The organism is Aliiroseovarius marinus (assembly GCF_050881025.1).
Taxonomy (GTDB): domain Bacteria; phylum Pseudomonadota; class Alphaproteobacteria; order Rhodobacterales; family Rhodobacteraceae; genus Aliiroseovarius; species Aliiroseovarius marinus_A.
The window spans coordinates 168110-193711 of the sequence record NZ_JBNNXQ010000001.1 but is presented as its reverse complement, the minus strand read 5'-3'; the positions used below and the strand labels follow the sequence as shown (position 1 = coordinate 193711).

Annotated in this window: 21 protein-coding genes; 15 read left to right on the top strand and 6 right to left on the bottom strand. The window is 61.7% G+C overall.

Translation table 11 applies throughout. The features are described 5' to 3' along the window. Nucleotides 1-30: 30 nt before the first annotated feature. Nucleotides 31-1029 (top strand): Hint domain-containing protein, encoded by a 999-nt coding sequence (locus ACRY08_RS00860; RefSeq protein ID WP_432447919.1) that lies wholly within the window; start codon nucleotides 31-33, stop codon nucleotides 1027-1029. A gap of 346 nt (nucleotides 1030-1375) precedes the next feature. Here ACRY08_RS00860 and ACRY08_RS00855 read toward each other — a convergent pair whose 3' ends face one another. Continuing rightward, a complete protein-coding gene (locus tag ACRY08_RS00855; protein ID WP_432447918.1) occupies nucleotides 1376-1591 on the bottom strand; it encodes a DUF1127 domain-containing protein in 216 nt (71 codons plus the stop codon). 441 nt (nucleotides 1592-2032) lie between these two features. Between ACRY08_RS00855 and ACRY08_RS00850 the strand changes: the two genes are divergently transcribed. The 10 genes from ACRY08_RS00850 (at nucleotide 2033) to ACRY08_RS00805 (ending at nucleotide 14488) form a co-directional block, all read left to right on the top strand. Beyond that, entirely contained in the window at nucleotides 2033-3100 is a 1068-nt protein-coding gene (locus ACRY08_RS00850; RefSeq protein WP_432447917.1) for a P-loop NTPase, read from the top strand. A gap of 664 nt (nucleotides 3101-3764) precedes the next feature. Beyond that, the gene (gene mraZ, locus ACRY08_RS00845; protein WP_432447916.1) at nucleotides 3765-4271 is read left to right on the top strand and encodes a division/cell wall cluster transcriptional repressor MraZ; all 507 of its coding nucleotides are present in this window, start codon (nucleotides 3765-3767) and stop codon (nucleotides 4269-4271) included. A gap of 1 nt (nucleotide 4272) precedes the next feature. After that, nucleotides 4273-5283: a 16S rRNA (cytosine(1402)-N(4))-methyltransferase RsmH gene (gene rsmH, locus ACRY08_RS00840; RefSeq protein WP_432448827.1), complete on the top strand. Its 1011-nt coding sequence runs from the start codon at nucleotides 4273-4275 to the stop codon at nucleotides 5281-5283. Next, a complete protein-coding gene (gene ftsL, locus ACRY08_RS00835; protein WP_432447915.1) occupies nucleotides 5283-5636 on the top strand; it encodes a cell division protein FtsL in 354 nt (117 codons plus the stop codon). Before rsmH ends, ftsL begins: the two co-directional genes overlap by 1 nt. Then, a complete protein-coding gene (locus ACRY08_RS00830; RefSeq protein ID WP_432447914.1) occupies nucleotides 5633-7441 on the top strand; it encodes a peptidoglycan D,D-transpeptidase FtsI family protein in 1809 nt (602 codons plus the stop codon). Before ftsL ends, ACRY08_RS00830 begins: the two co-directional genes overlap by 4 nt. A 16-nt stretch (nucleotides 7442-7457) precedes the next feature. After that, the gene (locus tag ACRY08_RS00825; protein WP_432447913.1) at nucleotides 7458-8948 is read left to right on the top strand and encodes a UDP-N-acetylmuramoyl-L-alanyl-D-glutamate--2,6-diaminopimelate ligase; all 1491 of its coding nucleotides are present in this window, start codon (nucleotides 7458-7460) and stop codon (nucleotides 8946-8948) included. After that, nucleotides 8945-10360, top strand: coding sequence for a UDP-N-acetylmuramoyl-tripeptide--D-alanyl-D-alanine ligase (locus ACRY08_RS00820; RefSeq protein WP_432447912.1), 1416 nt, complete (start codon nucleotides 8945-8947; stop codon nucleotides 10358-10360). Before ACRY08_RS00825 ends, ACRY08_RS00820 begins: the two co-directional genes overlap by 4 nt. A 21-nt stretch (nucleotides 10361-10381) precedes the next feature. Further along, complete coding sequence (gene mraY / locus ACRY08_RS00815) at nucleotides 10382-11464, top strand: phospho-N-acetylmuramoyl-pentapeptide-transferase (protein WP_432447911.1); 1083 nt, start codon at nucleotides 10382-10384, stop codon at nucleotides 11462-11464. Nucleotides 11465-11685: 221 nt separating this feature from the next. Continuing rightward, nucleotides 11686-13092 (top strand): UDP-N-acetylmuramoyl-L-alanine--D-glutamate ligase, encoded by a 1407-nt coding sequence (gene murD / locus ACRY08_RS00810; protein WP_432447910.1) that lies wholly within the window; start codon nucleotides 11686-11688, stop codon nucleotides 13090-13092. Nucleotides 13093-13201: 109 nt separating this feature from the next. After that, nucleotides 13202-14488 (top strand): DUF3422 family protein, encoded by a 1287-nt coding sequence (locus ACRY08_RS00805; protein WP_432447909.1) that lies wholly within the window; start codon nucleotides 13202-13204, stop codon nucleotides 14486-14488. Here ACRY08_RS00805 and ACRY08_RS00800 read toward each other — a convergent pair. From ACRY08_RS00800 to ACRY08_RS00785, 4 genes are all read right to left on the bottom strand, one after another. Next, nucleotides 14421-15485 (bottom strand): YeeE/YedE family protein, encoded by a 1065-nt coding sequence (locus ACRY08_RS00800; protein WP_432447908.1) that lies wholly within the window; start codon nucleotides 15483-15485, stop codon nucleotides 14421-14423. The genes ACRY08_RS00805 and ACRY08_RS00800 overlap by 68 nt on opposite strands. A 178-nt stretch (nucleotides 15486-15663) precedes the next feature. Next, nucleotides 15664-16590 carry an ABC transporter permease gene (locus tag ACRY08_RS00795; protein WP_432447907.1) on the bottom strand — a complete coding sequence of 309 codons (927 nt, stop codon included), beginning with the start codon at nucleotides 16588-16590 and terminating at the stop codon, nucleotides 15664-15666. Then, nucleotides 16556-17572 carry an ABC transporter permease gene (locus tag ACRY08_RS00790; RefSeq protein WP_432447906.1) on the bottom strand — a complete coding sequence of 339 codons (1017 nt, stop codon included), beginning with the start codon at nucleotides 17570-17572 and terminating at the stop codon, nucleotides 16556-16558. Before ACRY08_RS00790 ends, ACRY08_RS00795 begins: the two co-directional genes overlap by 35 nt. A gap of 71 nt (nucleotides 17573-17643) precedes the next feature. Beyond that, a complete protein-coding gene (locus ACRY08_RS00785; protein ID WP_432447905.1) occupies nucleotides 17644-19344 on the bottom strand; it encodes a peptide ABC transporter substrate-binding protein in 1701 nt (566 codons plus the stop codon). 347 nt (nucleotides 19345-19691) lie between these two features. Between ACRY08_RS00785 and ACRY08_RS00780 the strand changes: the two genes are divergently transcribed. Continuing rightward, the gene (locus ACRY08_RS00780; protein WP_432447904.1) at nucleotides 19692-21074 is read left to right on the top strand and encodes an NAD(P)/FAD-dependent oxidoreductase; all 1383 of its coding nucleotides are present in this window, start codon (nucleotides 19692-19694) and stop codon (nucleotides 21072-21074) included. Nucleotides 21075-21107: 33 nt separating this feature from the next. Beyond that, nucleotides 21108-22271, top strand: a complete 1164-nt coding sequence (locus ACRY08_RS00775; RefSeq protein WP_432447903.1) for a M20 aminoacylase family protein — start codon at nucleotides 21108-21110, stop codon at nucleotides 22269-22271. A gap of 88 nt (nucleotides 22272-22359) precedes the next feature. Here ACRY08_RS00775 and moaA read toward each other — a convergent pair whose 3' ends face one another. After that, nucleotides 22360-23367 carry a GTP 3',8-cyclase MoaA gene (gene moaA / locus ACRY08_RS00770; protein ID WP_432447902.1) on the bottom strand — a complete coding sequence of 336 codons (1008 nt, stop codon included), beginning with the start codon at nucleotides 23365-23367 and terminating at the stop codon, nucleotides 22360-22362. Nucleotides 23368-23461: 94 nt separating this feature from the next. On the opposite strand from moaA, the gene ACRY08_RS00765 reads away from it, so the two are divergent. Continuing rightward, on the top strand, nucleotides 23462-23935 hold the full coding sequence (locus ACRY08_RS00765) for a D-galactarate dehydratase (RefSeq protein WP_432447900.1): 474 nt from the start codon (nucleotides 23462-23464) through the stop codon (nucleotides 23933-23935). Continuing rightward, nucleotides 23932-25599: an AMP-binding protein gene (locus tag ACRY08_RS00760; protein WP_432447899.1), complete on the top strand. Its 1668-nt coding sequence runs from the start codon at nucleotides 23932-23934 to the stop codon at nucleotides 25597-25599. The genes ACRY08_RS00765 and ACRY08_RS00760 overlap by 4 nt, the downstream gene beginning before the upstream one ends. Nucleotides 25600-25602 lie beyond the last annotated feature (3 nt).

Sequence of the window (25602 nt, the reverse complement as noted above, 5' to 3'; positions counted from 1 at the left end):
CCTGCGTAAAAAAGCCCGAAAGGGTGCGCTATGGTTACGTTTACAAGTCCGGATAATGAGTTTGCTGCCGCCACCGGCAGCAATATTGGCGTGACGGGAACCACCTCGCAATTCGACAACCCGCCAAACGCATTCAGCGACCTTGTGATCACCTCGAATGATGGCGATCCCGAGCCCTTTATCTTTGACATCGGCGACACCTATGACGTGACCTGGACTGGTCATGGCGGGGGCGGCACAATCGAAGATGCCACCGTCGTAAGATCAGATGTGGCCGGGGGTGACATCAATATCGTGGTGCTGGAAGGCATCAACAGCCACAACGGCGAGCTTGTGCAAATCATCTGGACGCCGGATTTTGATCTGGAGGGGTGGTATTGGAACAACTATACCCCGTCGGCTGACCCCCAGTTCTATGTTGTCGATAATGATGGCGGGTCAGAAGTTACCTTGCCCTGTCTATGTGCCGAAACGCGCATCGAAACGCCCGACGGGCCAAGACGCTTGCAGGATTTGAGGCAGGGGGATCGCGTGATCACGCAGGATCGTGGTGCCAAACCCATTCGCTGGATCACCTCGCGACGCATGGTGGCCATTGGGCGCGCCGCGCCTGTTGTGTTCGCGCCGGGCGCCATCGGCAATTCGCGCAGGCTTTTGCTGTCGCAGCAGCATCGCGTTTTGCTGCGCGATCCGGCGCTTGAGGTTTATACCGGGCATACCGAGGTTCTGGTGCCCGCCCGTGCCATGGTGAATGGCAGCACGATCAGGTTGGAACAGCGCCCCTTTGTTACGTGGATGAACCTGGCCACCAATGCCCATGATTTGATCCTGGCTGAGGGCGCGCAGGTTGAAACCCTGTTTTCAGGCGACCAGACCGAAAACCTATTATCCGTGCAGGACAAACCGCTGCCCAGGCAGCTCAGGACAGCACAGCCGGCGCGTGCTTTGTTGTCGATGCAGGAGGCGCAGCGTGTGTTGGCTATTTTGCATGGCGCGCCCAACTGCCAGCCCGCGCCCGCATTAATCTGATCCAAAACCCTGAAACAAAAAACGGCGACGCCCGGGAGGAGGTGGGCGCCGCCGTTCTTTTGCTGATGCGACCCTCGGGAGGAGGTGAAGGCCGACGTCAGGTGGCGCGAGGTCGGGAGGAGGTGACCTGTTGCCGTATCGGTGCGTTTCCGGGAGGAGGTGGAAATGCCCCGTATCTGGGGGTGCGGCGATGCCCGGGAGGAGGTGGACATCGTCGCGACCCATGGACCTTCAGGGAGGAGGAAGAAGGCCCGAAGCTTTGTGATTGGTCGGCGGGGTCAGGGAGGAGGTCGACCCCGCCGCCAATCAAAGCCACCACCAGGGAGGAGGAGGTGGTGGCCGAAACTTACTTGCCGTAGGTGGCCATTTTGGCCACGTGGCGGATCGAGCCACGGTTCAGGCCCAGATCCCACAATTCGATGTCGCTCAACGCGCTCAGTTCACGCACAGTGGTGCGATAGCTCGCGCGCAGCTCCAGCTGTTCTTTCCAATCTGCGATCCGTGCGGCAATGCGGTCTGCCATGCCGGCGCGGGCCAGAAGAATCTCAGTTGCGTGTGCCATTTTACTCACTCACTTTGTTTGCCAGCATCAGGGCTGGCGCGGGCCACATACAAAGCCCAGGTTAAATCCGTTCGCGCTCACATCGTCGCTTCAAGGGCAAAATGGGGGTGATGCTGCGATTGCACAATACCTGTATTGAGCAAAGCCGCCATGCATTGGGCGCATAGATTAAATTGCTTATTTATTAGGAGGTTGAGGGGAGGTTCGCTTAAAAATTCCCCTTAAGCTGCACCGCAGCAAAATGCGTGATCATAGCTTCCCTTTGGTCAATTGCGGCATCACCGGTCGTGTGTCTTGATCTTGTCTTTGCGTGGGTTGGCATAAGACATTCCACAGTTCCTTGACCTGTCATGATCCTTTCCCCCTTGCACATGGCGTCAAACCGTCCAAGTTAAGGGCTGACGGGCACTTTAACGAAATGCACATTGGGGAGAGGCCAGAATGCGGGACAAGATCATGGGGACGCTGTCCTCGGTGGCGCTGCCGGATGGGGGGGATCTTGCCTCTCGGGATATGATCCGGGCGCTGGTGGTCGATGGCGGCAATGTCAGCTTTGTGATTGAAGCGGAAACGCCAGAGCAGGCCGCGACGATGGAACCGCAGCGCCGCGCCGCCGAAGCTGCCATTGCAGCGCTGGACGGGGTCGAGAAGGTTTCCGTCATTCTGACTGCGCATGGCCCGGCGCAGCCCAAGAAAGAGCCGCCCAATCTGAAAATCGGGGGTCACCCCAAGCCGCAGGCCGGTCCGTTGCCGGTCCCGGGTGTGACCAACGTGATCGCCATCGCATCTGGAAAGGGTGGGGTTGGCAAGTCAACGCTCAGCTCAAACCTTTCCGTGGCGCTGGCGCGTCAGGGGCGCAAGGTCGGGCTTCTGGATGCCGATATTCTGGGGCCCTCGCAGCCGCGCATGATGGGCACCAACGCGCGGCCCAGTTCGCCCGATGGTGAAAAGCTGATCCCGGTCGAGGCGCATGGGGTCAAGATGATGTCCATCGGTCTTATGCTGAAATCCGACCGCGAGGCGGTGGTCTGGCGTGGTCCCATGCTGATGGGTGCGCTTCAGCAGATGATGTTTCAGGTCGATTGGGCGCCTTTGGACGTGCTGATCATCGACCTGCCGCCGGGCACGGGCGATGTGCAGCTGACACTGGCGCAGAAATCACAGATCACCGGCGCCATTGTCGTGTCCACGCCGCAAGACGTGGCGCTGTTGGATGCGCGCAAGGCGATTGACATGTTTGGCAAGGTCAATATCCCGATTTTGGGGTTGGTCGAAAACATGTCCACCTATGTCTGCCCCAATTGCGGTCACGAGGCGCATTTGTTCGGCCATGGCGGCGTACGGGACGAGGCCGCCGAACTTGGCGCGCCCTTCCTGGGGGAAATCCCCCTGTCTCTGGATGTGCGCCTTGCAGGTGACAGCGGCACGCCCATTGCCGCGGTAGATGGCCCGGTGGCCGAGGCCTATGCCAAGCTCGCCGCAGATATGGTGGCCCGCGGGATCGCCTGATCCGCACTCGTTAAAGGACCATGCAAGAAGCCCGGCGCGCCTGCGTCGGGCTTTTTCGCGTCTGGGAAAGCATGGGATGGGGTGTGGGAAATCATGGGCGGAAGCCGGTTTTCGCACGAATCAAATGCGCAGAGTCGCGGATTTCCGGTCGGAATTGCGGTGAATATTCCAGCCAATTCCAAGAAAAGTGAGATTTTCTGGGAATTTATGGGCGCAGTTTGTTTCTGCATGTGCAGCACCATATATGGTGTTTGGATTGCTGCGTTTTCGCTAGGTATCGTGAAAAATGGCGCTGTTTGCACGCTATATCTTGTTTTTACCACCCCTCTGAAACAAGATATGCCCCATATTTCCCGTAAAAACCTGTTGCGTCCCACGATTTCCCAAGCTATCCCTGTATTCAAGATGAGGACGGGACATAAGAGGCAACAAGACCTCGTGACACTCCCAAGTCAGGTTTCATACAGGCACCCGCTTCATCGAATGAAAGAGATCCGGCGCGTACGCGAGCAGACATCCCCCCAGGTGGCGCGCGCAGCTGGACTACCCGGAAACGGGACAGGCGGCGGATTGGTCAGTGGCAGCAGATCAATCCGCCGTTTTCATTCCAAGCCCCGATCGCGGGCGAGGGACAGTGAATAGGGACAATGAAGGAGCCGCGAAAGTGGCACGCAGGTTCAGAGGTGAAAGCCACCATAAGGTGGACACGAAGGGCAGGGTCTCGATCCCGGCCCTGTTTCGCCGTGTGCTTGAAGCCGGTGATCCGGATTACACCGAAGGCCTGAACCCCAATCTTGTCATTGTCTATGGCGACCACCGCCGCAACTATCTTGAAGCCTATACAATCGAAGCAATTGACGAGGTCGATGACCAGATCGCCAAGCTTCCCCGTGGCTCGATGGAACGGCGCATGCTGGAGCGTCTCTTTAACGGTCAGTCCTTTCCGACCACCGTGGATGAAACCGGCCGTCTGGTGCTGCCCGCCAAGCTACGCCAGAAAATCGGTCTGGAAAAAGAAGCCTTCTTCATCGCCACCGGCGACACGTTCCAGATTTGGAAGCCCGAGACCTATGACGAGGTTGAGATGGCCAAGACCGAAGCCTGGCTGGACGAACAGGACGAAGATTTCGATCCGTTGACGCTGTTGGGCGGCAGCGGAGGGGATGGCTGAGATGTCTGACCCGGCTGCCCCCCCAAACTCACCAGAAAAACGTCCTCATATCCCGGTATTGCTACGGCCGCTTTTAGAAGCGGTCGCGCCTGTTTCTGGCGACTGGGCAGATGGCACGTTTGGCGCGGGCGGATATACGCGGGGGCTTTTGGACGCGGGCGCCGATCTTGTGTTCGGCATTGACCGCGACCCGATGGTGTTTGACATGGCGGCCAGCTGGGCCGGTGACTACGGCGACCGTCTGGCCCTGCGCGAAGGCACATTTTCGGAAATGGACGAGCTGGCAGGGCGGCTTCTGGACGGCGTGGTTCTGGACCTTGGGGTCAGCTCCATGCAGCTCGATCTGGCGGAACGCGGCTTTTCCTTCATGAAAGATGGTCCTTTGGACATGCGGATGAGCCAGTCTGGCCCGTCCGCCGCCGATATCGTGAACGCGGCTGATGCCGATACGCTGGCCGATATCCTTTACCACTACGGTGAAGAACGCGCCTCGCGCCGCATTGCACGTGCCATCGTCAAGGCCCGCGACGAGGCGCCTTTTGAAACCACCCTGCAGCTGGCAGAGGTGATCGAGAAATGCTTGCCGCGCTCAAAACCCGGTCAAAGCCACCCGGCGACGCGCAGCTTTCAGGCGATCCGCATCGCGGTGAATGATGAATTTGGTCAATTGATCGAAGGGCTTGAGGCCGCTGAACGCGCCTTGAAACCCGGTGGCAAGCTGGCCGTGGTGACCTTCCATTCGATGGAAGATCGCGTGGTGAAACGGTTCTTGCAAGCGCGCGCCTCAACCGGTGGGGGCGGGTCGCGCTATGCGCCCGAAGCTGCCGAGGAAACGCCGCGCTTCAAGCTGACGCCAAAGAAAGCCATCGGCCCGGACGCCGAAGAGCTGGCCGACAACCCCCGCGCACGCTCGGCCCGCCTGCGCGTCGCCACTCGGACCGAGGCCCCGGCTGGCCCCTCGGATCGCAAGAAACTTGGCCTGCCACCCCTTGTTTTCAAGGATAAATTGTAATGCGTAGTTTGCTTTATATCACCTCGGCCCTCATTGTGATGGGCTTGGCCTATTGGGCCTATTCGGAAAACTACAAGACGCAAGCCTCGCTGGACGAGGTGGACAGGTTGCAGCGCGACATTGGCGCGATGCAAGAGGAACTGGCGGTGTTGCGCGCGGAATGGGCCTATCTTAATCGCCCGGATCGGCTGCGCGAGCTGGCGGTGATGAATTTCGAGGCGCTGGAGCTGGTGCCCCTGGAGCCCGAGCAGTTCGGTCGCGTGGATCAGGTGGCCTTCCCCCCGAAAGAGGCGTTGGATCTGACGGATTCCATCACGGAAACCTTTGATGTGATCGGCGAGGTGCCACAATGACCCGTGTCCCCCTACGCCCACTAGCCCGCATTCTTGAAGCGCGTGAGAAGGGTGAAAACCCCGACGCGATCGAACGTGAAAACCTGCATGAACGCCACAACGAGATGCGCGACCGCGCGCGTCTTCAGTCCGAGGGTCGCCTGTTGGTCATGGCGGGGCTGTTTCTATGTGCCTTCCTGACGGTGGGCGCGCGTATGGCGATGCTGTCGGCCACTGAACCGCATGAACCACGTGCCGCTGCACCGGGCGCCGCGATTGCCACGGCGCGCGCCGATATTGTCGACCGCAAAGGGCGTATTCTGGCGACCAATCTTGTGACCCATGCGCTTTATGCCCAACCACCGCAGATGGTGGACCCGGAAGGCGCGGCGGATGCCTTGGTTAAAATCTTTCCCGACCTCAAACGGGATCGTCTGATCAAGGATTTCACAGGCAAGCGTAAGTTCTTGTGGATCAAGAAGAAAATCAGCCCCGAGCAGAAGCAGGCGGTGTTTGATATCGGCGAGCCGGGGCTTTTGTTCGGGCCGCGCGAGATGCGACTTTATCCCAATGGCAAGCTGGCGGCGCACGTGATGGGCGGGGCCAGTTTTGGCCGCGAGGGTGTCTCGGCTGCCGAGGTGATCGGCGTTGCGGGTGTGGAAAAGCAATTTGACGATTATCTGCGCGATCCGGCCAATGGCGGCAAGCCGCTGGAGCTGTCGCTTGATCTGACCGTGCAGGATGCGATTGAACGCGTGCTTTATGGTGGCATGAAGCTGATGAACGCCAAGGGCGCGGCCTCGATCCTGATGGATGTGCATACGGGCGAGGTGATCTCGGTCGTGTCGCTGCCGGATTTTGACCCCAACAATCGCCCGCGCCCCCTGACGGTGGCGGACAAGGCGAAGGACCAATCCGACAGCCCGCTTTTCAACCGCGCGGTGCAGGGCGTTTACGAGCTTGGATCGACCTTCAAGATTTTCACCGCCATTCAGGCGATGGATCTGGGGCTGGTGAACCCGTCTACAGTGATCGACACCGGCAAGCCGATGCGCATTGCGGGCTACCCGATCAACGAGTTTCGCAACAAGAACTATGGCGATCTTTCGGTCAGCGATATCATCGTGAAAAGCTCGAACCGGGGCACGGGGCGCATGGCGCTGCAAATCGGGTCTGAACGTCAGCAAGCGTTTTTGGGCAAGCTGGGGCTGCTCGAGCGCACGCCCTTTGAAATCTTAGAGGCGCGCGGTTCAACCCCGCTTGTGCCGAAAAACTGGGGCAAGCTCAGCTCGGTCACCATTTCTTACGGGCACGGGATCTCCACCACACCGATGCATCTGGCCTCGGCCTATGCCGCGATTGCCAACGGTGGCTATGCGGTGAAACCCACGGTGTTGAAACAGACCCGCGTGGCACATGGCGAACGGGTGATGTCAGCCCAGGCCGCCGCCGCCGCGCGTGACATGTTGCGCAAAGTGGTGACCGAAGGCACCGCCAGTTTCGGCGAGGTCGAAGGCTATCACGTGGGCGGCAAGACCGGCACGGCTGACAAACCCAAGCCCCGTGGCGGCTATTATGATGACAAGGTGATCAACACGTTTGCCAGCATGTTCCCGGCGCATGACCCGAAATATGTTCTGATCGTCACGCTGGACGAACCGCTAGATACATCGGGCCACAAGCCGCGCCGCACAGCTGGTTGGACCGCCGTGCCGGTTGCGGCCGAAGTGGTGCGCCGCGTGGCGCCTTTGCTGGGGATGAAACCTGATCTGGAACCAGTCGTTGAACCCATGCTGGCAACTGGGGTAACACTCACCTCGAACTGATCAAAGGTGGGCCGATATGGGCGACGCAACACAGACGAAAACACTTGCCGAACTGGGCCTGTCTGCCCGTGGTGGGCAAGACGCCCAGATCACCGGCCTGTCGGTGGACAGCCGTCAGGTGAAACCCGGCCATCTGTTTGCAGCACTGCCCGGCGCAAAGCTGCATGGGGGCGAGTTCATCCAATATGCGCTGCGTATGGGCGCAGGGGCTGTGCTGACCGACCCGGAAGGGGCAAAGATTGCCGCCACCGAGTTGGAGGCATCTGACGCGGCCCTTGTGGTCACCGAAGACCCGCGCATGGCGCTGTCTTATGCCGCCGCCTTGTGGTTCGGCGCGCAGCCCGCCCATATGGTCGCCGCCACCGGCACCAATGGCAAAACCTCGGTCGCCAGCTTTACCCGCCAGATCTGGACGCTTATGGGCATCAGGGCCGCCAATCTGGGCACCACCGGGGTCGAAGGCGCCTATACCGCACCGCTGACCCACACCACGCCCGAACCGATCACCCTGCATGGGGTGCTGGCGGATATGGCGGGGGCGGGCGTGACCCATGCAGCGATGGAGGCGTCCAGCCATGGGCTGGCGCAGCGCCGTCTGGATGGCGTGCGTCTGTCGGCGGCAGCGTTCACGAATTTCACCCAGGACCATTTGGACTACCACGAAACTTTCGAGGAGTATTTCGCGGCCAAGGCGGGACTTTTTGCCCGTGTGCTGCCCGAAGATGGCGTGGCGGTGATCAATATGGATGATCCCAAAGGTGCCGAGATGGCGGTGATTGCCGAGGCGCGCGGGCAAAAGCTGATCCGCGTGGGTCAGGGCGACGACTGCGAGCTGCGCCTGACGGCACGGCGCTTTGATGGCACCGGGCAAGAGCTGATGTTCACCTGGCTCGGGCAGGCGCATACCGCGCGGCTGAACCTCATTGGCGGCTTTCAGGCGGAAAACGTGCTGGCGGCCGCGGGGCTTGCGATTGGCTGCGGCGCCGACCCCGCCCAAGTGTTTGACACCTTCAAGGAGCTTGAAACCGTGCGCGGGCGCATGCAGCTGGCCGCCACGCGCGACAATGGTGCATCGGTCTTTGTCGACTATGCCCATACGCCTGACGCGTTGAAAACCGCTCTGCGTGCCATGCGCCCCCATGTGCTGGGCCGGCTGGTGGTGGTCTTTGGCGCGGGCGGTGATCGTGACACGTCGAAACGTAAGCTGATGGGGCAGGCGGCGGCGCAAAATGCGGATGTGCTTTTTGTCACCGATGACAACCCCCGAACCGAGGACCCCGCGTTGATCCGCGCCATGGTGATGGAAGGCTGCCCCGAGGCCACCAATATCGGTGACCGGGCCGAGGCGATCCTGCGCGGCGTTGACGCGCTGGGGCCGGGCGACACGTTGCTGATTGCGGGCAAGGGGCATGAGACCGGTCAGACTGTCGGCACGGATGTGCTGCCGTTTGACGATGTGGAACAGGCCTCGGTCGCGGTGGCGGCATTGGAAGGACGGCTGGCATGAGCTTGTGGACCGCAACAGAGGCCGCTCGGGCCACCGGTGGCACGGCGCAGGGGGACTGGGCGGTCGAGGGCGTGTCCATCGACACGCGCACCATCCAGCCCGGCGATCTGTTTGTGGCCCTGAAAGCCGCGCGGGACGGGCATGAGTTCGTCGCGCAGGCGCTGGACAAGGGCGCTGGGGCTGCGCTGGTCAGCCATGTGCCGGATGGCGTCGCGCCCGATGCACCGCTTCTGATCGTGGATGACGTCTTGCCTGCGCTGGAGGCCTTGGGTGTCGCCGCGCGGGCGCGCTCTGAGGCCCGTGTGGTGGCGGTGACCGGCTCGGTCGGCAAGACCTCGACCAAGGAAATGCTGCGCGCGGTTCTGGCACCGCAGGGGCGCACCCATGCAGCCGAGGCGAGTTACAACAATCATTGGGGCGTGCCGCTGACGCTCGCGCGCATGCCCGCCGACACGGAATTTGCCGTGATCGAGATCGGCATGAGCAACCCCGGCGAGATCGAGCCATTGGCCCGCATGGCCCGCCCGCATGTGGCGATGGTCACCACCGTGGCCGCCGCTCATCTGGAGGCCTTCGATGATCTGAACGGGATCGCCCGCGAAAAGGGGTCCATTTTCAAAGGGTTGGAGCCGGGCGGCGTTGCGCTGATCAATGGTGATCTGGACACGACCCCGGTTTTGCGCGCCGCCGCCGATGGCTTTGACACGCAAAGCTTCGGGGCGGATCAGGGCAATGACCACCATCTGACCCACGTGTCGCTGACCCCGGATGCCACGATCTGCAAGGCCATGGTCGCCGGGCAGGAACAGCTCTTTAAAATTGCAACGCCGGGTCGCCATTTTGCAAGTAATGCGCTGGCGGTGCTGGTGGCCGTGAAGGCCCTGGGGGCTGATGAAACGCTGGCCGCCCGCGATATGGAGCTGTGGCAACCGCCCGAAGGGCGCGGCACCCGCGAAGAGATCACGCTGGATGCGTCCGAGGGGCTGACGCTCACGCTGATCGACGATGCGTTCAACGCCAATCCCACTTCGATGGCCGCCTCGCTGGAGGTGCTGGCCGCGATGACCCCGGTCGATGGGGTCGGGTCGATCCACAAAGGGCGGCGCATTGCGGTCTTGGGCGACATGCTGGAACTGGGCGATGACGAGGCGGCTTTGCACGCCGAGATTGCCGACCTTCCCTTTCTGAGCGGCCTTGACGTTGTGCATTGCGCCGGGCCCCGGATGCGGGCGCTTTGGGAGCGGCTCGAGGGCGATCAGCAAGGCGAATTTTCCGAAACGGCCGAAGATATGGCCGCGAAAATCCACCAGCTGGTGGATGCCGGCGACGTGGTGCTGGTCAAAGGCTCCAAGGGCAGCCTTGTGTCCAAAGCTGTTGACGCGATCCGCAAAATGAGCCAATCGCTACCGTAAATCCAAGAAGGGACCCACAATATGTTGTATTGGTTGACCGAGTTTTCGGACGGTGGCGACATCTTCAATCTGTTTCGCTATATCACCTTCCGCTCGGGCGGGGCCTTTTTCACGGCGCTGATCTTTGGCTTTATCTTCGGAAAACCCCTGATCAACATCCTGCGCAAGAAACAGGGGCGCGGGCAGCCGATCCGCGAAGACGGCCCCGAAAGCCACAAGGAAAAGCAAGGCACGCCAACCATGGGCGGGCTTTTGATCCTGTCAGCCCTTCTGGTCTCGACGCTTTTGTGGACACGCCTTGACAACCCCTATGTCTGGATCACGCTATTTGTCACCTATAGCTTTGGTTTGATTGGGTTTTGGGATGATTTTGCCAAGGTTTCCAAAAACAACACAGCCGGTGTTTCCGGGAAAATCCGACTGTCCCTTGGCATGGCGATCGCGGCGATTGCGGCGATCTGGGCCTCGGCTGTGCACCCCGAAGGGCTGCAATATCAACTGGCGTTTCCGGTCTTCAAGGACACGCTTTTGAACATGGGCTATCTGTTCATTCCCTTCGTGATGATCGTGATTGTCGGGTCCGCCAATGCGGTGAACCTGACCGATGGGTTGGACGGGCTTGCGATCATGCCAGTGATGATTGCGGCGGGCACGCTGGGCGTGATTGCCTATGCGGTGGGCCGTGTCGACTTCACCGAATATCTCGACGTGCATTACGTTCCGGGCACGGGTGAGCTTTTCGTGTTCACCTCGGCGCTGATTGGCGGCGGGCTTGGCTTTTTGTGGTACAACGCCCCGCCGGCCGCGGTCTTTATGGGTGACACCGGCTCGCTGGCGCTTGGCGGTGCTTTGGGCGCGATTGCGGTGGCCACCAAACACGAGATCGTGCTGGCGATTGTTGGCGGTATTTTCGTGGCCGAAGCGCTGTCGGTCATCATTCAGGTGCTTTACTACAAGCGCACCGGCAAACGGGTGTTCCTGATGGCCCCGATCCACCACCATTTCGAACATAAAGGCTGGCAGGAGCCGCAGATCGTGATCCGTTTCTGGATCATTTCGCTGATCCTGGCCTTGATCGGTCTGGCCACGCTGAAAGTGCGCTGATCGCGTCTTGCGCCGCTTAAAAGAACAAAGCCCCGTCCATCCCGGCGGGGCTTTCGTTTTTCCGCCAAACGCAGTAGCGATGGGGTGAAAGATAAAGCGTTTCGGTTTTAACCTGAGACAGGGGAAAACCGAAACGCAGTAAGAGATATCAATGTCGTGGGCGTCCCGGAAGAAACATATGCTTCAAGTTTATCCCGAAACGCTTTAGTGAGGAGACACGCATGATCCCGGTAAAAGGATATCAGGGGCGCAGGGTTGCGGTGTTGGGGCTTGGCCGGTCCGGGCTGGCCACGGCGCATGCGTTGGAGGCCGGAGGGGCAGAGGCTTTGTGCTGGGATGACGGGCAGGAGGCCCGCGACCGGGCCGAGGCGCAGGGGCTGACCCTGCATGACCTGACCAAGGGCAATGCGTGGGAAAACGTGGCGGCCCTGATTGTCAGCCCGGGCATCCCGCATCTTTACCCCGAACCCAACAAGCTGATCGCCCGCGCGATGGGTGAGGGCGTGCCGGTCGACAATGACATCGGTCTGTTTTTCCGCAGCTTTGCGGATCGCGATTGGGACAGTTTCGACACGCTGCCTCAGGTCGTGGCAGTGACGGGATCGAACGGGAAATCGACAACCTCGGCGCTGATCCATCACGTGCTGGAACACGCAGGCCGCCCGGCGCAGCTTGCAGGCAATATCGGGCGCGGCGTGTTGGACATTGACCCGGCCCATGATGGCGAGGTGGTGGTGCTGGAGCTGTCGAGCTATCAGACCGATCTTGCGCGCGCGCTCACCCCGGATATCGCCGTGTTCACCAACCTGTCGCCCGATCATCTGGATCGTCATGGCGGCATGGGGGGCTATTTTGCCGCCAAGCGCCGCCTCTTTGCCGAAGGCGGGCCGGACCGCGCCGTTATTGGCGTGGACGAGGCCGAGGGCACCTATCTGGCCGGTCAGCTGTCCGAGGGCGCGGCAGATGACCGGGTCATCCGCATATCAGTGGAACGCAAGCTCTCGGGGCCGGGCTGGCAGGTCTTTGCGCGCAAGGGCTTCTTGTCAGAGTATCGCAAGGGGCGACAGATTGCGTCGCTGGACCTTCGTGCGATCAAAGGGCTGCCGGGCAGCCACAATCACCAGAACGCATGCGCGGCCTATGCGGTGTGCCGGTCGCTGGGGCTGGCGCCCAAGGTGATCGAGGCCGCGTTTCACGCCTTCAAAGGCTTGCCGCATCGCTCGCAACTGGTCGCAGAGGCGGGCGGCGTCAGCTATGTGAACGATTCCAAAGCCACCAATGTTGACAGCGCCCGCGCCGCGCTTGGCGCGTTCATGAATATTCGTTGGATCGCGGGCGGGCTGGGCAAAGATGGCGGCATCGAAAGCCTGTCAGATGCGCTTGGAAACGTGTCCAAGGCCTATCTGATCGGCCATTCTGCGCGGGAATTTGCGTTGCAGTTGGGCGATGTCCCCTACGAGATTTGCGAAACCATGCAGGGCGCTGTTGCCGCCGCCGCCCGCGATGCGCGATCCGGCGATACGGTGCTGTTGGCGCCTGCCGCGGCCAGTTTCGATCAATATCCCGATTTCGAGAAACGCGGCGAGGACTTCACCCGGCTGGTGACGGATATGCTTCAGGATATGTGAGCGTTACCGGTATTCCGCGGTATGCTAAATCCCGCGAAAACCCCTTGTTTTTAAGGGGTTGCAATGTATCGCGTTCCTGTTACCTCTTTGCCAAGAGGAGACACGCGCGATGATGACCCTGACTGATCACCCCGGCCGCTATGAGCTGGCCAACGAGCTGCATGCCCGTCCGTCACCGGCGCTGAGCGCCCCCGGCACGGCGGTCTATTTGGCGATCAAGCGTCCCGATCACGCAGCCAATCGTGATCGCGAAGCGGACCGGGCGCATCTGGTGGCGCTCTTGGACCGTTTCGGTGCGCCGCATCCCAGCCCGGGCGCCAATCACTATTTTGGCGAGATCGGGCGGTATCACCTGAAATGGGAACAGCACAACGAATTTGTCAGCTACACCGTGTTTAGTGACGGGATCTCGTCGCGTCCCTTTGATCCGGCGGGGTTTGATGTCTTCCCGGATGACTGGCTGGCCGATGCCCCGGGCGCGCGCATCACATCTGCCCATATCCGTGTGCAGCAGATGCCGGAAACCGAAAAGGAAATGGACCGGCTGGTGCGCGATTGGTTCGTGTCGGAAAGCATCGCCTCGACCTGGGTGTTGGACCGTGCGGCCATGGTGGCAGGGGATTTCCGCATTGATCCGGCCGGGCATATGCGGTTCGTCGCCTTTATTGCGCAGGGCACCGGCAAGCGGCGTATCGGGCGCATTGTGCAGCGCCTGTGCGAGATCGAGACCTATAAGACCATGTCCATGTTGGGCTTCCCCGAGGCGCGCGAAATTCACCGCAAGCTGCGCGGTGTGGATGGGGAGCTGACCCATGTGGTTGGGGCCATGACGCGCGGGGATGAACCGCCTGAAACCACGTTGAGCGAGCTGCTGAGCATCTCTGCCGAACTGGAAGAGCTGATGGCCTCGACCTCGTTTCGTTTGGGCGCCACGCGGGCCTATGAGGCGATCCTGAACCAGCGCATTGGCGCGCTCAGGGAAGAACGCTTCCGGGGGCGCCAGACCTTGAGCGAGTTCATGATGCGCCGGTATGACCCGGCCATGCGCACCACCAAAAGCGCAGAGGCCCAGCTGGAAAACATGGCCAGCCGGGCTGCGCGCGCGGGCGAGCTGTTGCGCACGCGTGTGGATGTGGAACGGGCCGAACAGAACCAGGCACTTTTGGAAAGCATGGACAGGCGTGCGCAGTTGCAGCTGCGCTTGCAGGAAACGGTCGAAGGTCTGTCCGTTGTGGCGATCAGCTACTATGCGGTGTCACTGGCCAGTTACCTGTTTTACCCGCTGAGTGGCCCCTTGGGCATCTCGAAAGGCACGCTGACCGCGGCGCTTACGCTGCCTGTGGTGTTGTTGGTGTGGCTTGGGGTGCGGCGGGTTCGTAAGTCGATCGGGCACTAAGACGGTTTTCGATCCGTGCTGCCAGCCAGCTGCCCGCGATGATCGACAGCAATGCCAGCATTGCCGAGGCCGACAGCGTCGCCACGCCAGACAGGCCCGCGCCCACGGTGCAGCCGCCGGCCAGCACGCCGCCGATGCCCATCATCGCGCCCCCGGTCAGATAGCGGCCCATCTGGCTTGCGCCTTCAAAGCCCTGCCAGACAAACCGCCCGGCCAGAGCTGCCGACAGAAACGCGCCCAAAAGCACGCCCCCCACAAGGCCGGTGCCGAAATTGCCCGGCACGGCGCTGGCGGCGGCGGTCCAGAACAGCGTGTCCGCAAGCGGGGCGGTGAAAGACAGGCTTTCCATGGCAATCGGGTCGAACTCGTCCAAGAGCACAAATCCGGTGCCCAACCAACCCAGAGGCACCAAGGCCCCCAGAAGGCCCGCAAGGCCAAGATCGCGCAGCGTGGGACGCGCCTGTGCGATGAAGAGGGCCGCAAGAAGCGCGGGTAAGGCGGCGCTCCAGGTTGGAAGGGTGGGGGCAGCGATCTCGACCGCTGCCAGGGAGTGTCTGATGGGGGCGGAGACGCCTTTCATGGTGGCCAGGGCGGCCAAGGCGGCGACGCCCAGGACCACAAGTGCGCGCAGATTGCCCGAGGCCCCCAGAACGGCAAGCCGTGACAGGCAACCGCGTGTCAGCACCATGCCCGCGCCAAAAATCAGCCCTCCGGTCACGATGGCCAGAACAGGCAGGGTGGGCGCGTGGAAACGGTGGGTTTCGAAACTGATCAGCCCTGTCAGAACCAAGGCCTGCGTGCCGATCACAGCCACGGCCAGCGCGGTGGTCCAGATCGCGCGGGCAGAGCGCCCGCTGGCCCCCGTGTCAATGGCCGCCCGGCGCAGACAAAAGCGGGTCAGTTCGGCCAGAAGGCCAAACAGCACGCCCAGACCCAGCCCGAATAGGATCGAGGCTGTGCGTGGGGTCAGGGTTTCAAAGCCGAGGCTCTCGAACATCTTCACGTCTCCGCATTTGGGAATATGTTCCCCTAGTCCCGGATGTGGGCGGATTGCAAGCGTTGTGGTGCCCGGTTTCAGGTGTCTCGACGGGAAATTGTTCCAAGCTGCGCGCGGCGCGCGTGGTCTTGTCCGTCAAGGCGGTGCTTAGGGAAAATATTGCCCCAGCAGCCTTTGATCAGGGCCGGGACCGTCCTTTTCTGCCCCGCATCGCGCGTGGCCTGCGCGGGTCGCTGTCTCGGTGCAAGGCATCGCCCAAGGCGCTGACCGCCAGCACGGTCAGGGTGATCGCAGCACCCGGTCCCAACACGCGCCATGGGGTGATTTCCATATAGCCAATGCCATCGTAAAGCAGCCGTCCCCAGCTGGGGAAATCAGCGGGAAACCCAAGCCCCAGAAAGCTAAGGGCGCTTTCGGTCAAGATCGCATGCGCCATGCCCAAACCGGCCGAGACAGCGATGACGCCGGATATATTGGGCAGGATATGGCGGCGGATCATCTGCCCCGGCGTGACCCCCAATGCGCGCGCGGCGCGAATGAAGTCCCGTTCCCTGAGGCTCAGAACTTCGGCCCGGACCACCCGCGCGGTTTGCATCCAACCGGTCAGGCCGATCACCGCCACGACCAGAAGGGTGACACCCGCTTGGCTGCCCAATTGGGCGGTCAGGGCCTCGCGCCACAGCATCAGGATCACCAGCACCAGCGGCAAAAGAGGTAAGGCAAGAAACAGGTCGGTCAGGCGCATCAGGGGCGCATCAAGCCAGCGCAGCGTGGCCGCCATCACCCCGATCGCCACCCCGATGCACAGCGCGACGGCCATGGCCAGCCCCGCCACCAGCAAAGAAATACGCCCGCCCCGGATCAGCGCGGCCAGCATATCGCGTCCCAGCTGGTCTGTGCCAAGCGGGTGGCTCAGGCTGGGCCCCTGATTGCGCGCCATAAGGTCCAGCGCCGCGGGGTCCAGTGGCCACAAAAGCGGGCCCAGAAGCACAAGCGCCACCATGAGCGCAAGCCCGATGCCGCCGCCGCTCTGGGCCGCGCGATGGGGCAGGGCAAGGGGGGTGTGCCGTTCACCCATGGTGCAGCCTTGGATCCAGCCAGCCATAGGCGATATCTGCGAGCAGGTTGCAGATCACGATCAGCACGGCAAAGAGAAAGGACAGGGACTGCACAAGGGGCACATCCCCCGTTTGAATGCCTGAAATCAACAAGTGACCAATCCCGTTCACCCGGAAAATCTGCTCGGTGATGATCGCGCCGGTAAAGACCTGCGGCACCCCAAGGGCGATGACCGTCACCACGGGCAATGCTGCGTTCCGGGCCACATGGGTGATCATCACCCTGAGCTCTCCGGCCCCTTTGGCGCGCGCGGTGCGCACATAGTCCTGTGACACTTGCTCCAACAGGGCTGCGCGCATATAGCGGGCGATCTGGGCCATGTTGTAAAGGGCCAGAACGGTGACAGGCAGCACCATCTGGCGCAGTTGGGTGCCAAAGCTGGACAGGTCCGTCACCCGGTGTGTGGTGTCATAGACCGACGGGAACCAGCCCAATGACACCGAAAAGATCAGGATCAACACCACGCCGGTGAAAAAGCTGGGCATGGCAAAGCCGGTCATGGTCACACCGCCCGCCAAACGGTCAAACACCCCGTGCGGCCGGTGGGCGGATAAAAGCGCGATGGGCAGGGCCAGGATCAGCCCCAGCACATATGACAGGCCAACCACCCAAAGCGTTTGGGGCAGGCGCTGTGCGATCAACTCTGCAACGGGAAGTTGGGTCGACCAGCTGATCAGCCGCGGCGGTGGCGTGGTTGTTGCCTGCAGGGTCCAGCCGGTCAGCTGTTCCAGAAAAAACACAGGTTCATGGATGAAAAACTGTTTGGCCCAAAGCAGATAGCGGATATGCAGCGGCTCGCCCAACCCCAGCGCCTCGCGCATTTCGGCGCGCAGCTCGGGCGGGATCGACAAGGGCAGCTGGGCAGTCGGGTCATTGGGGGCGAGGGCCGTGATCAGAAAAATCACCACGCTGATCGCGGCGAGAAGCGGCAACAGAACTGCCACCCGTCGATACGCGCCACGAAACATGCTGCCTGCCTATCCTTGCCCGTTAAGCCCCTGCGCATCCAAGAAGTGATGCGCATCTGACCTTAAGTCGGTTAGCGGGTGCGGGTCCAGTCCGCGATGTTCCAAAGCTCGCTATCCCATGCGTTCATTTTGACCCCGGCAAGCGAATTGGCGCGCGCGGAAACGCGGCCCCGGAGGACCAGAGGGATGATGGCGCCAGCTTCGATCAGCATGTCATTGAGCTGCCCCACAATGGCGGCCCGTGCCTCCATATCCTGCGTCTGGGCCAGCTTTTGGGTCAGCGCATCATAGTCCGGGTCACAATAGCGCGGGATATTGGCCCCCGCCCAGCCATTGTCCGGCGTGGGGGCGGCATCACAGCGCCAGTTGTTCAGATAGGCCTCGGGGTCGGTGCCCGGGAAGAAGTTCGTGTACATCTGCACATCGGCAAAGAACTTGCGGAACGTGTCGGGGCTTGTCTGGTCGGCCCCAAAGAAAACCGAAGGCTCAATCGCGCGCAGGTCTGTTTCCACACCGATCTCGGCCCACCACGCCTTGATCAAATCCTGAAGCGTTTGGCGCACCGGGTTGATCGAGGTCTGAAACAGCAAAGACAGCGCCCGGCCATCCTTGTCGCGGATGCCGTCGCCATCGCTGTCCACCCAACCTGCATCGTCCAGCAAGGCGCGGGCGCCGTCCAAATCCTGTGTCAGGCAATCCAACCCGTCCGAGCCGACATAGATGGCAGGCGCCGCGATCAGGTCACAGGCGGGCTGGCCTGCGGGGCCATAGCCAAGCTCTGTCGCCACGCGCCGGTCGATGGCCATGGACAAAGCGCGGGTGACCCGTGGGTCCGACAGGATCGGATGTGCTCCGCCATCGCGGGTCGACCGGGTAGGGCCAAGGGTGGCATCCGGGTCGGTCAGGTTGATCATCAACCGCTCGACCGGCGTGCCCATGGCGCTGATCACCATGCCTTTGCCGCCGGTCTGCATGGTCTTCAGAATGTCGGGGTCGACCTGCAGGTTCCATGCGTAGTCGAACTCTCCGGTTTCCAAAACGGCACGCGCGGCGGACACGGCGTCTCCACCCCCTTTCAGGGTGACCGTCGCGAAACCGGGCTTGCTTGCGTCGCGAAAGCTGGGGTTCATGTCAAAGCTGATGACATCGCCCGCGCGCATATCTGTCACGCGATAAGGGCCTGTGCCGATGGGGCGCAGATTGGCCTCTGAACAGCTTGCGGCCGCGCTGCCAATACAGTCAGAAAACTGTGCTTTTTGCAGGATCGGGCTTTCAAGCCCCACAAATGGCGCAAACGGATAGGGTTTGGGGGTTGCGAATTCCAGCTGAACACGCTGCGCATCCAAGGCGCTCACCGCGGTCACATCGGCAAATTTCGCAGCTTGCTGGCAGGTGGTTTCCTTGTCCATGCAATAGCGCGCCGTGAAGACCACATCATCTGCCGTCACCGGGCTGCCATCGGACCACAAAAGCCCCTCGCGCAGGGTCCATGTGACCTGTGTCATATCCTGCGATATATCCCCATTTTCGCGTGACGGAATATGGGTGGCAAGCCAGGGCATAAGCCGACCGGTTTCGTCATGGCGCGCCAGTGGCTCAAGGATCAACGAGGCCGCTTCGTTGTCTTTCGGCCCGGAGGAAAGATAGGGGTTCAAACTGGTCGGCGCTTGCCAGTAAAGCAGGCGCAGCTCTCCGCCAGCGCCGCGTTCGGCCATGGCACCTACGGGCAGAAGCGACAACAGAATTGCTGCGGCAGGCAGTCTTGGTGTCATTGATGTGATCTCCCCTCAGGCGGTTCATGGGCGCAGGTTTTGTCTGCTATGGTCATGATCTTGGGGAAAATAAGACTATGGAAAACGCGCAGGAATCAAGGATGATCATGCAGTAAATTCGCAAATTTCCAATTTAGTTAAAATTTTAGCGAATTCAAAAAATGCAACCAACGCAAATACTTACCTATGGTTGAGTGGAGCGGCCTCATAGGACCTGACCAAAAGAACAGGTGGCGTTGTTGCGGTGTTGGGTCCGTGCCCAAGAACGTGTCTGGGCGGCTTTCGCTTGACGGCTCACGCCAAATGCGGCCCAGTCTTCGGCAGGATATCCGCGAACAGGAGCCCCCATGCTGGACCAGATTTCCGGGCAGAAATTTCCGATCTCGATGGCCGCGCCCGCGCAGTTTCCGGCCCCCGAGGCTTTCGGATCTGAAACTGATGCCAGCTGTGATGTGGTGGTCATTGGTGGCGGCATCATCGGAGTTTGCGCGGCAGTGTTTCTGGCGCGCGCCGGGCGCCGGGTGACGCTTCTTGAAAAGGGGCGCATTGCTGGCGAGCAAAGCAGTCGCAACTGGGGCTGGATCAGGGTTCAGGGTCGGGATGCGGCTGAAATTCCTATTGCGCTTGAGGCGCGGGCCTTGTGGCAGTCGCTTTCGGCGGAGCTGGATGTTGATATCGGGCTGACGCGCTCTGGCGTCGCCTATCTGGCTGATCATGAACATGAAATGAAGCTTTTTGCCGATTGGTTGCCCGATGGGCAGGCGGCCGGGCTGGACAGTGCTCTTTTGTCAGGTGCCGATTGGGCCTCCAAAATCCCGGCGGCGGCGGCTCGCTGGACGGGGGCGCTGTGGACGGCCTCGGATATGCGGGCTGAACCATTTCTGGCGGTGCCGGCGCTGGCCCGATTGGCGGCGCGCGAAGGGGCTGTGATCCACGAGGGCTGCGCGGTGCGTGGGCTGGACATTCAGGCCGGGCGAGTCTGTGGCGTGGTGACAGAACGGGGCAACATTCGCGCGTCAGAGGTGTTGGTCGCCGCAGGTGCGTGGTCATCGCTGTTTTTGCGGCGTCACGGTGTGACTTTACCGCAGCTTTCGGTGCGCGCCACCGTGGCCCAGACCGCACCGGTCGCAAATGTGTTTGACGGCGCGGCCACCGGCGCAGGGCTGGCGTTTCGGCGGCGCGCGGATGGGGGCTATACGCTCGCCCCGTCCGGGTTTCACGAGTTGTTCCTCGGGCCGGATGCTTTCCGGGCCCTGCCCAAATACGCCGCGCAGTTGCGCAAAGACGTTCTGGGGCGTGCCTATCACCTCGCAGCCCCGCGCGGCTATCCGGATGGCTGGAACACGCCGCGGCGCTGGTCCATGGACGGTCCCAGCCCGTTCGAGGCGATGCGGGTCTTGAACCCCGCCCCAAACACGCGCAAGGTCGAACAGGTGCGACAGGGCTTTCAGGCGGTGTTTCCGCAGCTGGGCGCTGTGCCGATCCAGCGCGCCTGGGCCGGCATGATTGACGTGCTGCCCGACGTGGTGCCTGTCGTGGACCGGATCGACACGCTGCCGGGGCTGACCGTTGCCACGGGCATGTGCGGACATGGGTTTGGTATTGGTCCGGCTTTTGGGCGGATCGTGGCAGATATGATTGAAGGGCGCGCGCCGGGGCATGACATGCAGCGGTTCCGCTTTTCGCGTTTTTCGGATGGATCGCGGCTGGTGCCGGGGCCGGATTTGTAACAGGCGGGCGGGTGCGTCCGGAAAGGGTATAAAATGCCGATCAAGAACCGATTTGCAGAGCTTCACAGCGACATCACCGCGTGGCGGCGGGATTTTCATGCCCACCCGGAACTGATGTTCGACACCCATCGCACGGCCGGGATCGTGGCCGAGAAACTGCGCGCCTTTGGCTGTGACGAGGTGGTCGAAGGGCTTGGGCGCACCGGGGTTGTGGGCGTGATCCGGGGCCGCGCGACAGGGTCGGGTAAGGTTGTGGGCCTGCGCGCCGATATGGATGCGCTGCCCATCGAGGAGGCGACGGGGTTGGACTATGCATCTGAAAATCCTGGAAAAATGCATGCTTGTGGGCATGACGGGCACACGGCCATGCTCTTGGGGGCCGCGCAATACCTGGCCGAGACCCGCAATTTCGACGGCACCTGCGTGGTGATCTTTCAGCCCGCCGAAGAGGGCGGCGGCGGCGGGCGCGTGATGTGTGAAGACGGGTTGATGGACCGTTTCGGCATTCAGGAAGTCTATGGCATGCATAACTGGCCCGGCCAGCCCGCCGGGGCCTTTGCCATTCGCCCCGGCCCGTTTTTCGCGGCCGCCGATCTGTTGGATATTCGCTTTACCGGGCGTGGCGGCCATGCGGCCAAGCCCCATGACACGGTGGACCCGGTGGTGATGGCCGCCAAAGCCGTCAGCGCGCTGCAAACCATCGTGTCGCGCAATGCCGATCCGACCCATCAGGTGGTGGTGTCGATCACATCGGTGGAAACATCGTCGAAGGCGTTCAACGTGATCCCGCAAGAGGTCCATCTGAAAGGCACGGTGCGCACGTTGTCAGAAGAGATGCGCGATCTGGCCGAGGCACGCATTCATGCGATCTGCTCAGGCGTGGCGGATATGTTTGGCGGCGAGGCCCATGTCAGATACGACCGCAACTATCCGGTCATGGTGAACCATGATGCGCAGACCGAATTTGCCGCCCACGTGGCCGCGTCTGTGGCGGGGGACTGCACCGAGGCGCCTTTGGTGATGGGCGGCGAGGATTTCGCCTTCATGCTGGAAGAACGGCCCGGCGCTTATATTCTGGTGGGCAATGGCGACACGGCCGCCGTGCACCACCCGGAATACAACTTCAATGACGACATCATCCCCGAAGGCTGTTCGTGGTGGGCAGAGATTGCCGAACAGCGCATGCCGATCGGTTAAGCTGAGCGTGGCGGAGGGGCGTTGCCCCTCTTGGCTGCGCCAATTCACCCCAAGGTATTTAGAACAAGAAAATGAGGGGGGGCCGGGGTTAGCCGCCGGTGTGGTTCATATGCCGGATGGTCTGGCCCTGAATGCCCTGACGTGAATAGTCGAAATCATGGCCCTTGGGTTTGCGGGCGATGGCGGCGTGGATGGCCTCGGTCAGGGCGGCGTCATCGTCAGAGGCGCGCAGGGGTGCGCGCAAATCCGACATGCCGTCATGGCCCAGGCAGGTATAAAGCTGGCCGGTGCAGCTCATCCTCACCCGGTTGCAGCTTTCGCAGAAATTATGGGTCAGCGGCGTGATGAAGCCGATTTTCTGGCCGGTTTCTTCCAGCCGGACATAGCGGGCGGGGCCACCGGTGCTCTCGTCCAGTTCGCTCAGCGTGAAGCGCGTGGCGAGCTTGTCGGACAGCTCGGTCAGCGGCCAATATTGGTCGATCCTGTTTTCGGTGCCCATATCGCCCATGGGCATCACCTCGATAAAGGTCAGGTCCATGCCTTTATCCGCGCACCAGCTGGTCAGGTCAAAGACCTCGTCTTCGTTGAACCCCTTCAGCGCCACGGCATTGATTTTCACCTTCAGCCCGGCATCCAGGGCCGCATCAATGCCTTTGAGCACCTGCGGCAACCGGCCCCAGCGGGTAATGTCGGCAAATTTGTCTTCGTTGAGCGTGTCGAGCGAGATGTTCACCCGCCGCACGCCCGCCGCGTAAAGATCAGAAGCGAAGCGGTGCAGCTGCGAGCCATTGGTGGTCAATGTCAGCTCGTCCAAGGCGCCACTGTCCAGATGCCGCCCCATGCCTTCGAAAAACCCCATGATCCCCTTGCGCACAAGCGGCTCGCCGCCCGTGATGCGCAGCTTGCGTACGCCCAGCCCGATGAAGGCCGTGCAGATGCGATCCAGCTCCTCCAAGGTCAGAAGGTCCTTTTTGGGCAGGAAGGTCATGTTTTCTGCCATGCAATAGGTGCAGCGAAAGTCACACCGGTCGGTGACGGACAGGCGCAGATAGGTCACAGGGCGTGCAAACGGGTCGAGAAGCTTGGGTGTTTCCATGGTCGGACCCTACGCTTGGGCGCGCGGGCGCGCAAGTCAGCACCGCGTCATTTCAACCGTTGAAAGCGGCGCTGATTTGGGTCACGGTGGGGGTATGAAACAGGTCATTCTCATTTCCGCCTCCTGCCTTGGCATCGCCGGATGTACAGGCATCGACATGAACAACATTCTGCCGCGCCCGCCGCATCTGGTGCAGCCTGCAGGCACGCCAATCGCCGCGCCGAACACGCCGCCTGCGCCGCCGATGAATGCGACCACGGTGAACGAATTTGATACCGCCACCGAGGCCGACAAAATGGCCGCAGTGGCCCCTGCGCCCGCACCGGCGGGATCTTTGGGCACCACGGTTGCCAATCTTGGCGACCCCACCACGCCCGGGTTCTGGGTGGAAACGCCGCTTGTGTCGTCCGAGACCGAGGGCCGGGTGCAATCGAAAGCCACGGGGCGCACGGTGAAAGTGACGCTGCGCCCGACGAATTCTGGCGGCAGCCGCATTTCCTTGTCGGCCTTGCAGCTCTTGGATTTGGACCTTTCGGGCTTGCATGAACTGGTGGTCTTCGGGTCGTGAGCCCTGCCCGCGTGCGGCCGGATGATGCGGGCTGGCTGGCCCTTGGACGTGCGCGCAAGCTGATCGATGAATTTGCGCCGTGGGCAGAGATGCGCGCGGCGTTTTCATGGGATATCCCTGACGATTTCAATATTGCCGAACGCTGTTGTGACAGCTGGGCCGCGGTCGATCCGGACCGGGTGGCGCTGACCCATGTGGATGGGGCGGGGCGCGCTCGGGACTGGACATTCGGGGCACTTAAGGATGGCTCGGACCGATTGGCGTCGGCTTGGCGTGAGGCGGGGGTTCAGCCAGGCGATCGCGTTGCGGTTCTGTTGGGGCAGGGGCCCGAGGCACTGATTGCCCATTTCGCGGGCTACAAGCTGGGCGCGGTGATCTTGCCGCTGTTTACGCTCTTCGGGGCGGATGCTCTGGCCTATCGGCTGGCAGACAGCGCGGCAAAGATTGTCGTCACCAACGCCGAAGGCGTGCAGAAGCTGGCGGATATACGCGACCAACTGCCTGATCTGAAAGCTGTTTATACGGTCGAACCTGCCGCAGGTGCCGCGGATTTCTGGGCCATCCTGAACGCAGCCCCACCTTTGGCCGAACGCGTGATGACCAAGGCCCAAGACCCTGCCGTAATGATCTACACATCGGGCACAACGGGGCCGCCCAAAGGGGTCTTGCATGCGCAGCGGTTCTTGCTTGGGCATCTGCCTTGCATCGAAACCTACAACCCGGATTTTCCACTTGCGGGCGACAAGGGTTGGACGCCCGCTGATTGGGCGTGGATTGGCGGGTTGATGGATCTGGCGCTGCCGTTTCTTTACTATGGCGTGCCCATCGTGTCGCAACGCATGCGCAAATTTGATGCGGCGGCCTGCTATCAGCTGATCGCAGATCACGCCATTCGCAACCTGTTCTTACCGCCCACGGCGCTGAAGCTTTTGCGCCAGTCGGGGGCAGTGCCTGATGGGGTCGCCATTCGATCGATTGGGTCTGGTGGCGAAAGCCTTGGGGCGGGGCTTCTGGACTGGGCACGTGATGCGCTGGGGGTCGAGATCAGCGAGTTCTACGGCCAGACGGAATGCAATTTAGTGATCTCGTCCGTGGCGGCGGCGATGGATGTGAAACCCGGCGCAATGGGGCAGGCCATTCCGGGTCATGACGTCACGCTATTGAACGCGGCCGGGGGCGAATGCGGCCCTGCCGAGATGGGCGAGATTGCCGTCAGGGCAGGTGATCCGGTGATGTTTCTGCGCTATTGGAACCTGCCCGAGAAAACTGCCGAAAAGGTACAGAATGGCTGGCTGCGCACGGGGGATTTGGCGACCCGTGATGAGGATGGCTATTTCACCTTCGCCAGCCGCGATGACGACGTGATCACCTCGGCCGGGTATCGCATTGGGCCAAGCGAAATTGAAAACTGCCTGATGACCCATCCTGATGTCACCATGGCGGCCGTTATTGGCGTGCCGGACCCGTTGCGTACCGAAGCTGTGAAGGCCGTGGTGGTGGTGAAAGACGGGGCCGTTCGCGCGGGGCTGGAGGATCAGCTGACCCACCTGGTGCGCGAGCGGATCAGCCCGCATGTGGCACCGCGCATCGTGGAGTTTGTGGACGAGCTGCCGATGACCACAACCGGCAAGATCATGCGCCGCGCGCTGCGCACAGGTGGCTAACGC

Excerpts from the sequence above, each read along its gene's own strand:
- ACRY08_RS00850 (WP_432447917.1), top strand. The coding sequence starts at position 2,033 with ATGCGGGACAAGATCATGGGGACGCTGTCCTCGGTGGCGCTGCCGGAT.
- ACRY08_RS00775 (WP_432447903.1), top strand. The coding sequence starts at position 21,108 with ATGCCGATCAAGAACCGATTTGCAGAGCTTCACAGCGACATCACCGCG.
- ACRY08_RS00795 (WP_432447907.1), bottom strand. The coding sequence starts at position 16,590 with ATGGCTGGCTGGATCCAAGGCTGCACCATGGGTGAACGGCACACCCCC.
- ACRY08_RS00765 (WP_432447900.1), top strand. The coding sequence starts at position 23,462 with ATGAAACAGGTCATTCTCATTTCCGCCTCCTGCCTTGGCATCGCCGGA.
- ACRY08_RS00820 (WP_432447912.1), top strand. The coding sequence starts at position 8,945 with ATGAGCTTGTGGACCGCAACAGAGGCCGCTCGGGCCACCGGTGGCACG.
- ACRY08_RS00800 (WP_432447908.1), bottom strand. The coding sequence starts at position 15,485 with ATGTTCGAGAGCCTCGGCTTTGAAACCCTGACCCCACGCACAGCCTCG.
- rsmH (WP_432448827.1), top strand. The coding sequence starts at position 4,273 with ATGTCTGACCCGGCTGCCCCCCCAAACTCACCAGAAAAACGTCCTCAT.
- ftsL (WP_432447915.1), top strand. The coding sequence starts at position 5,283 with ATGCGTAGTTTGCTTTATATCACCTCGGCCCTCATTGTGATGGGCTTG.
- ACRY08_RS00855 (WP_432447918.1), bottom strand. The coding sequence starts at position 1,591 with ATGGCACACGCAACTGAGATTCTTCTGGCCCGCGCCGGCATGGCAGAC.
- ACRY08_RS00805 (WP_432447909.1), top strand. The coding sequence starts at position 13,202 with ATGATGACCCTGACTGATCACCCCGGCCGCTATGAGCTGGCCAACGAG.
- ACRY08_RS00790 (WP_432447906.1), bottom strand. The coding sequence starts at position 17,572 with ATGTTTCGTGGCGCGTATCGACGGGTGGCAGTTCTGTTGCCGCTTCTC.
- murD (WP_432447910.1), top strand. The coding sequence starts at position 11,686 with ATGATCCCGGTAAAAGGATATCAGGGGCGCAGGGTTGCGGTGTTGGGG.
- ACRY08_RS00780 (WP_432447904.1), top strand. The coding sequence starts at position 19,692 with ATGCTGGACCAGATTTCCGGGCAGAAATTTCCGATCTCGATGGCCGCG.
- ACRY08_RS00830 (WP_432447914.1), top strand. The coding sequence starts at position 5,633 with ATGACCCGTGTCCCCCTACGCCCACTAGCCCGCATTCTTGAAGCGCGT.
- mraY (WP_432447911.1), top strand. The coding sequence starts at position 10,382 with ATGTTGTATTGGTTGACCGAGTTTTCGGACGGTGGCGACATCTTCAAT.
- ACRY08_RS00825 (WP_432447913.1), top strand. The coding sequence starts at position 7,458 with ATGGGCGACGCAACACAGACGAAAACACTTGCCGAACTGGGCCTGTCT.
- ACRY08_RS00860 (WP_432447919.1), top strand. The coding sequence starts at position 31 with ATGGTTACGTTTACAAGTCCGGATAATGAGTTTGCTGCCGCCACCGGC.
- ACRY08_RS00785 (WP_432447905.1), bottom strand. The coding sequence starts at position 19,344 with ATGACACCAAGACTGCCTGCCGCAGCAATTCTGTTGTCGCTTCTGCCC.
- moaA (WP_432447902.1), bottom strand. The coding sequence starts at position 23,367 with ATGGAAACACCCAAGCTTCTCGACCCGTTTGCACGCCCTGTGACCTAT.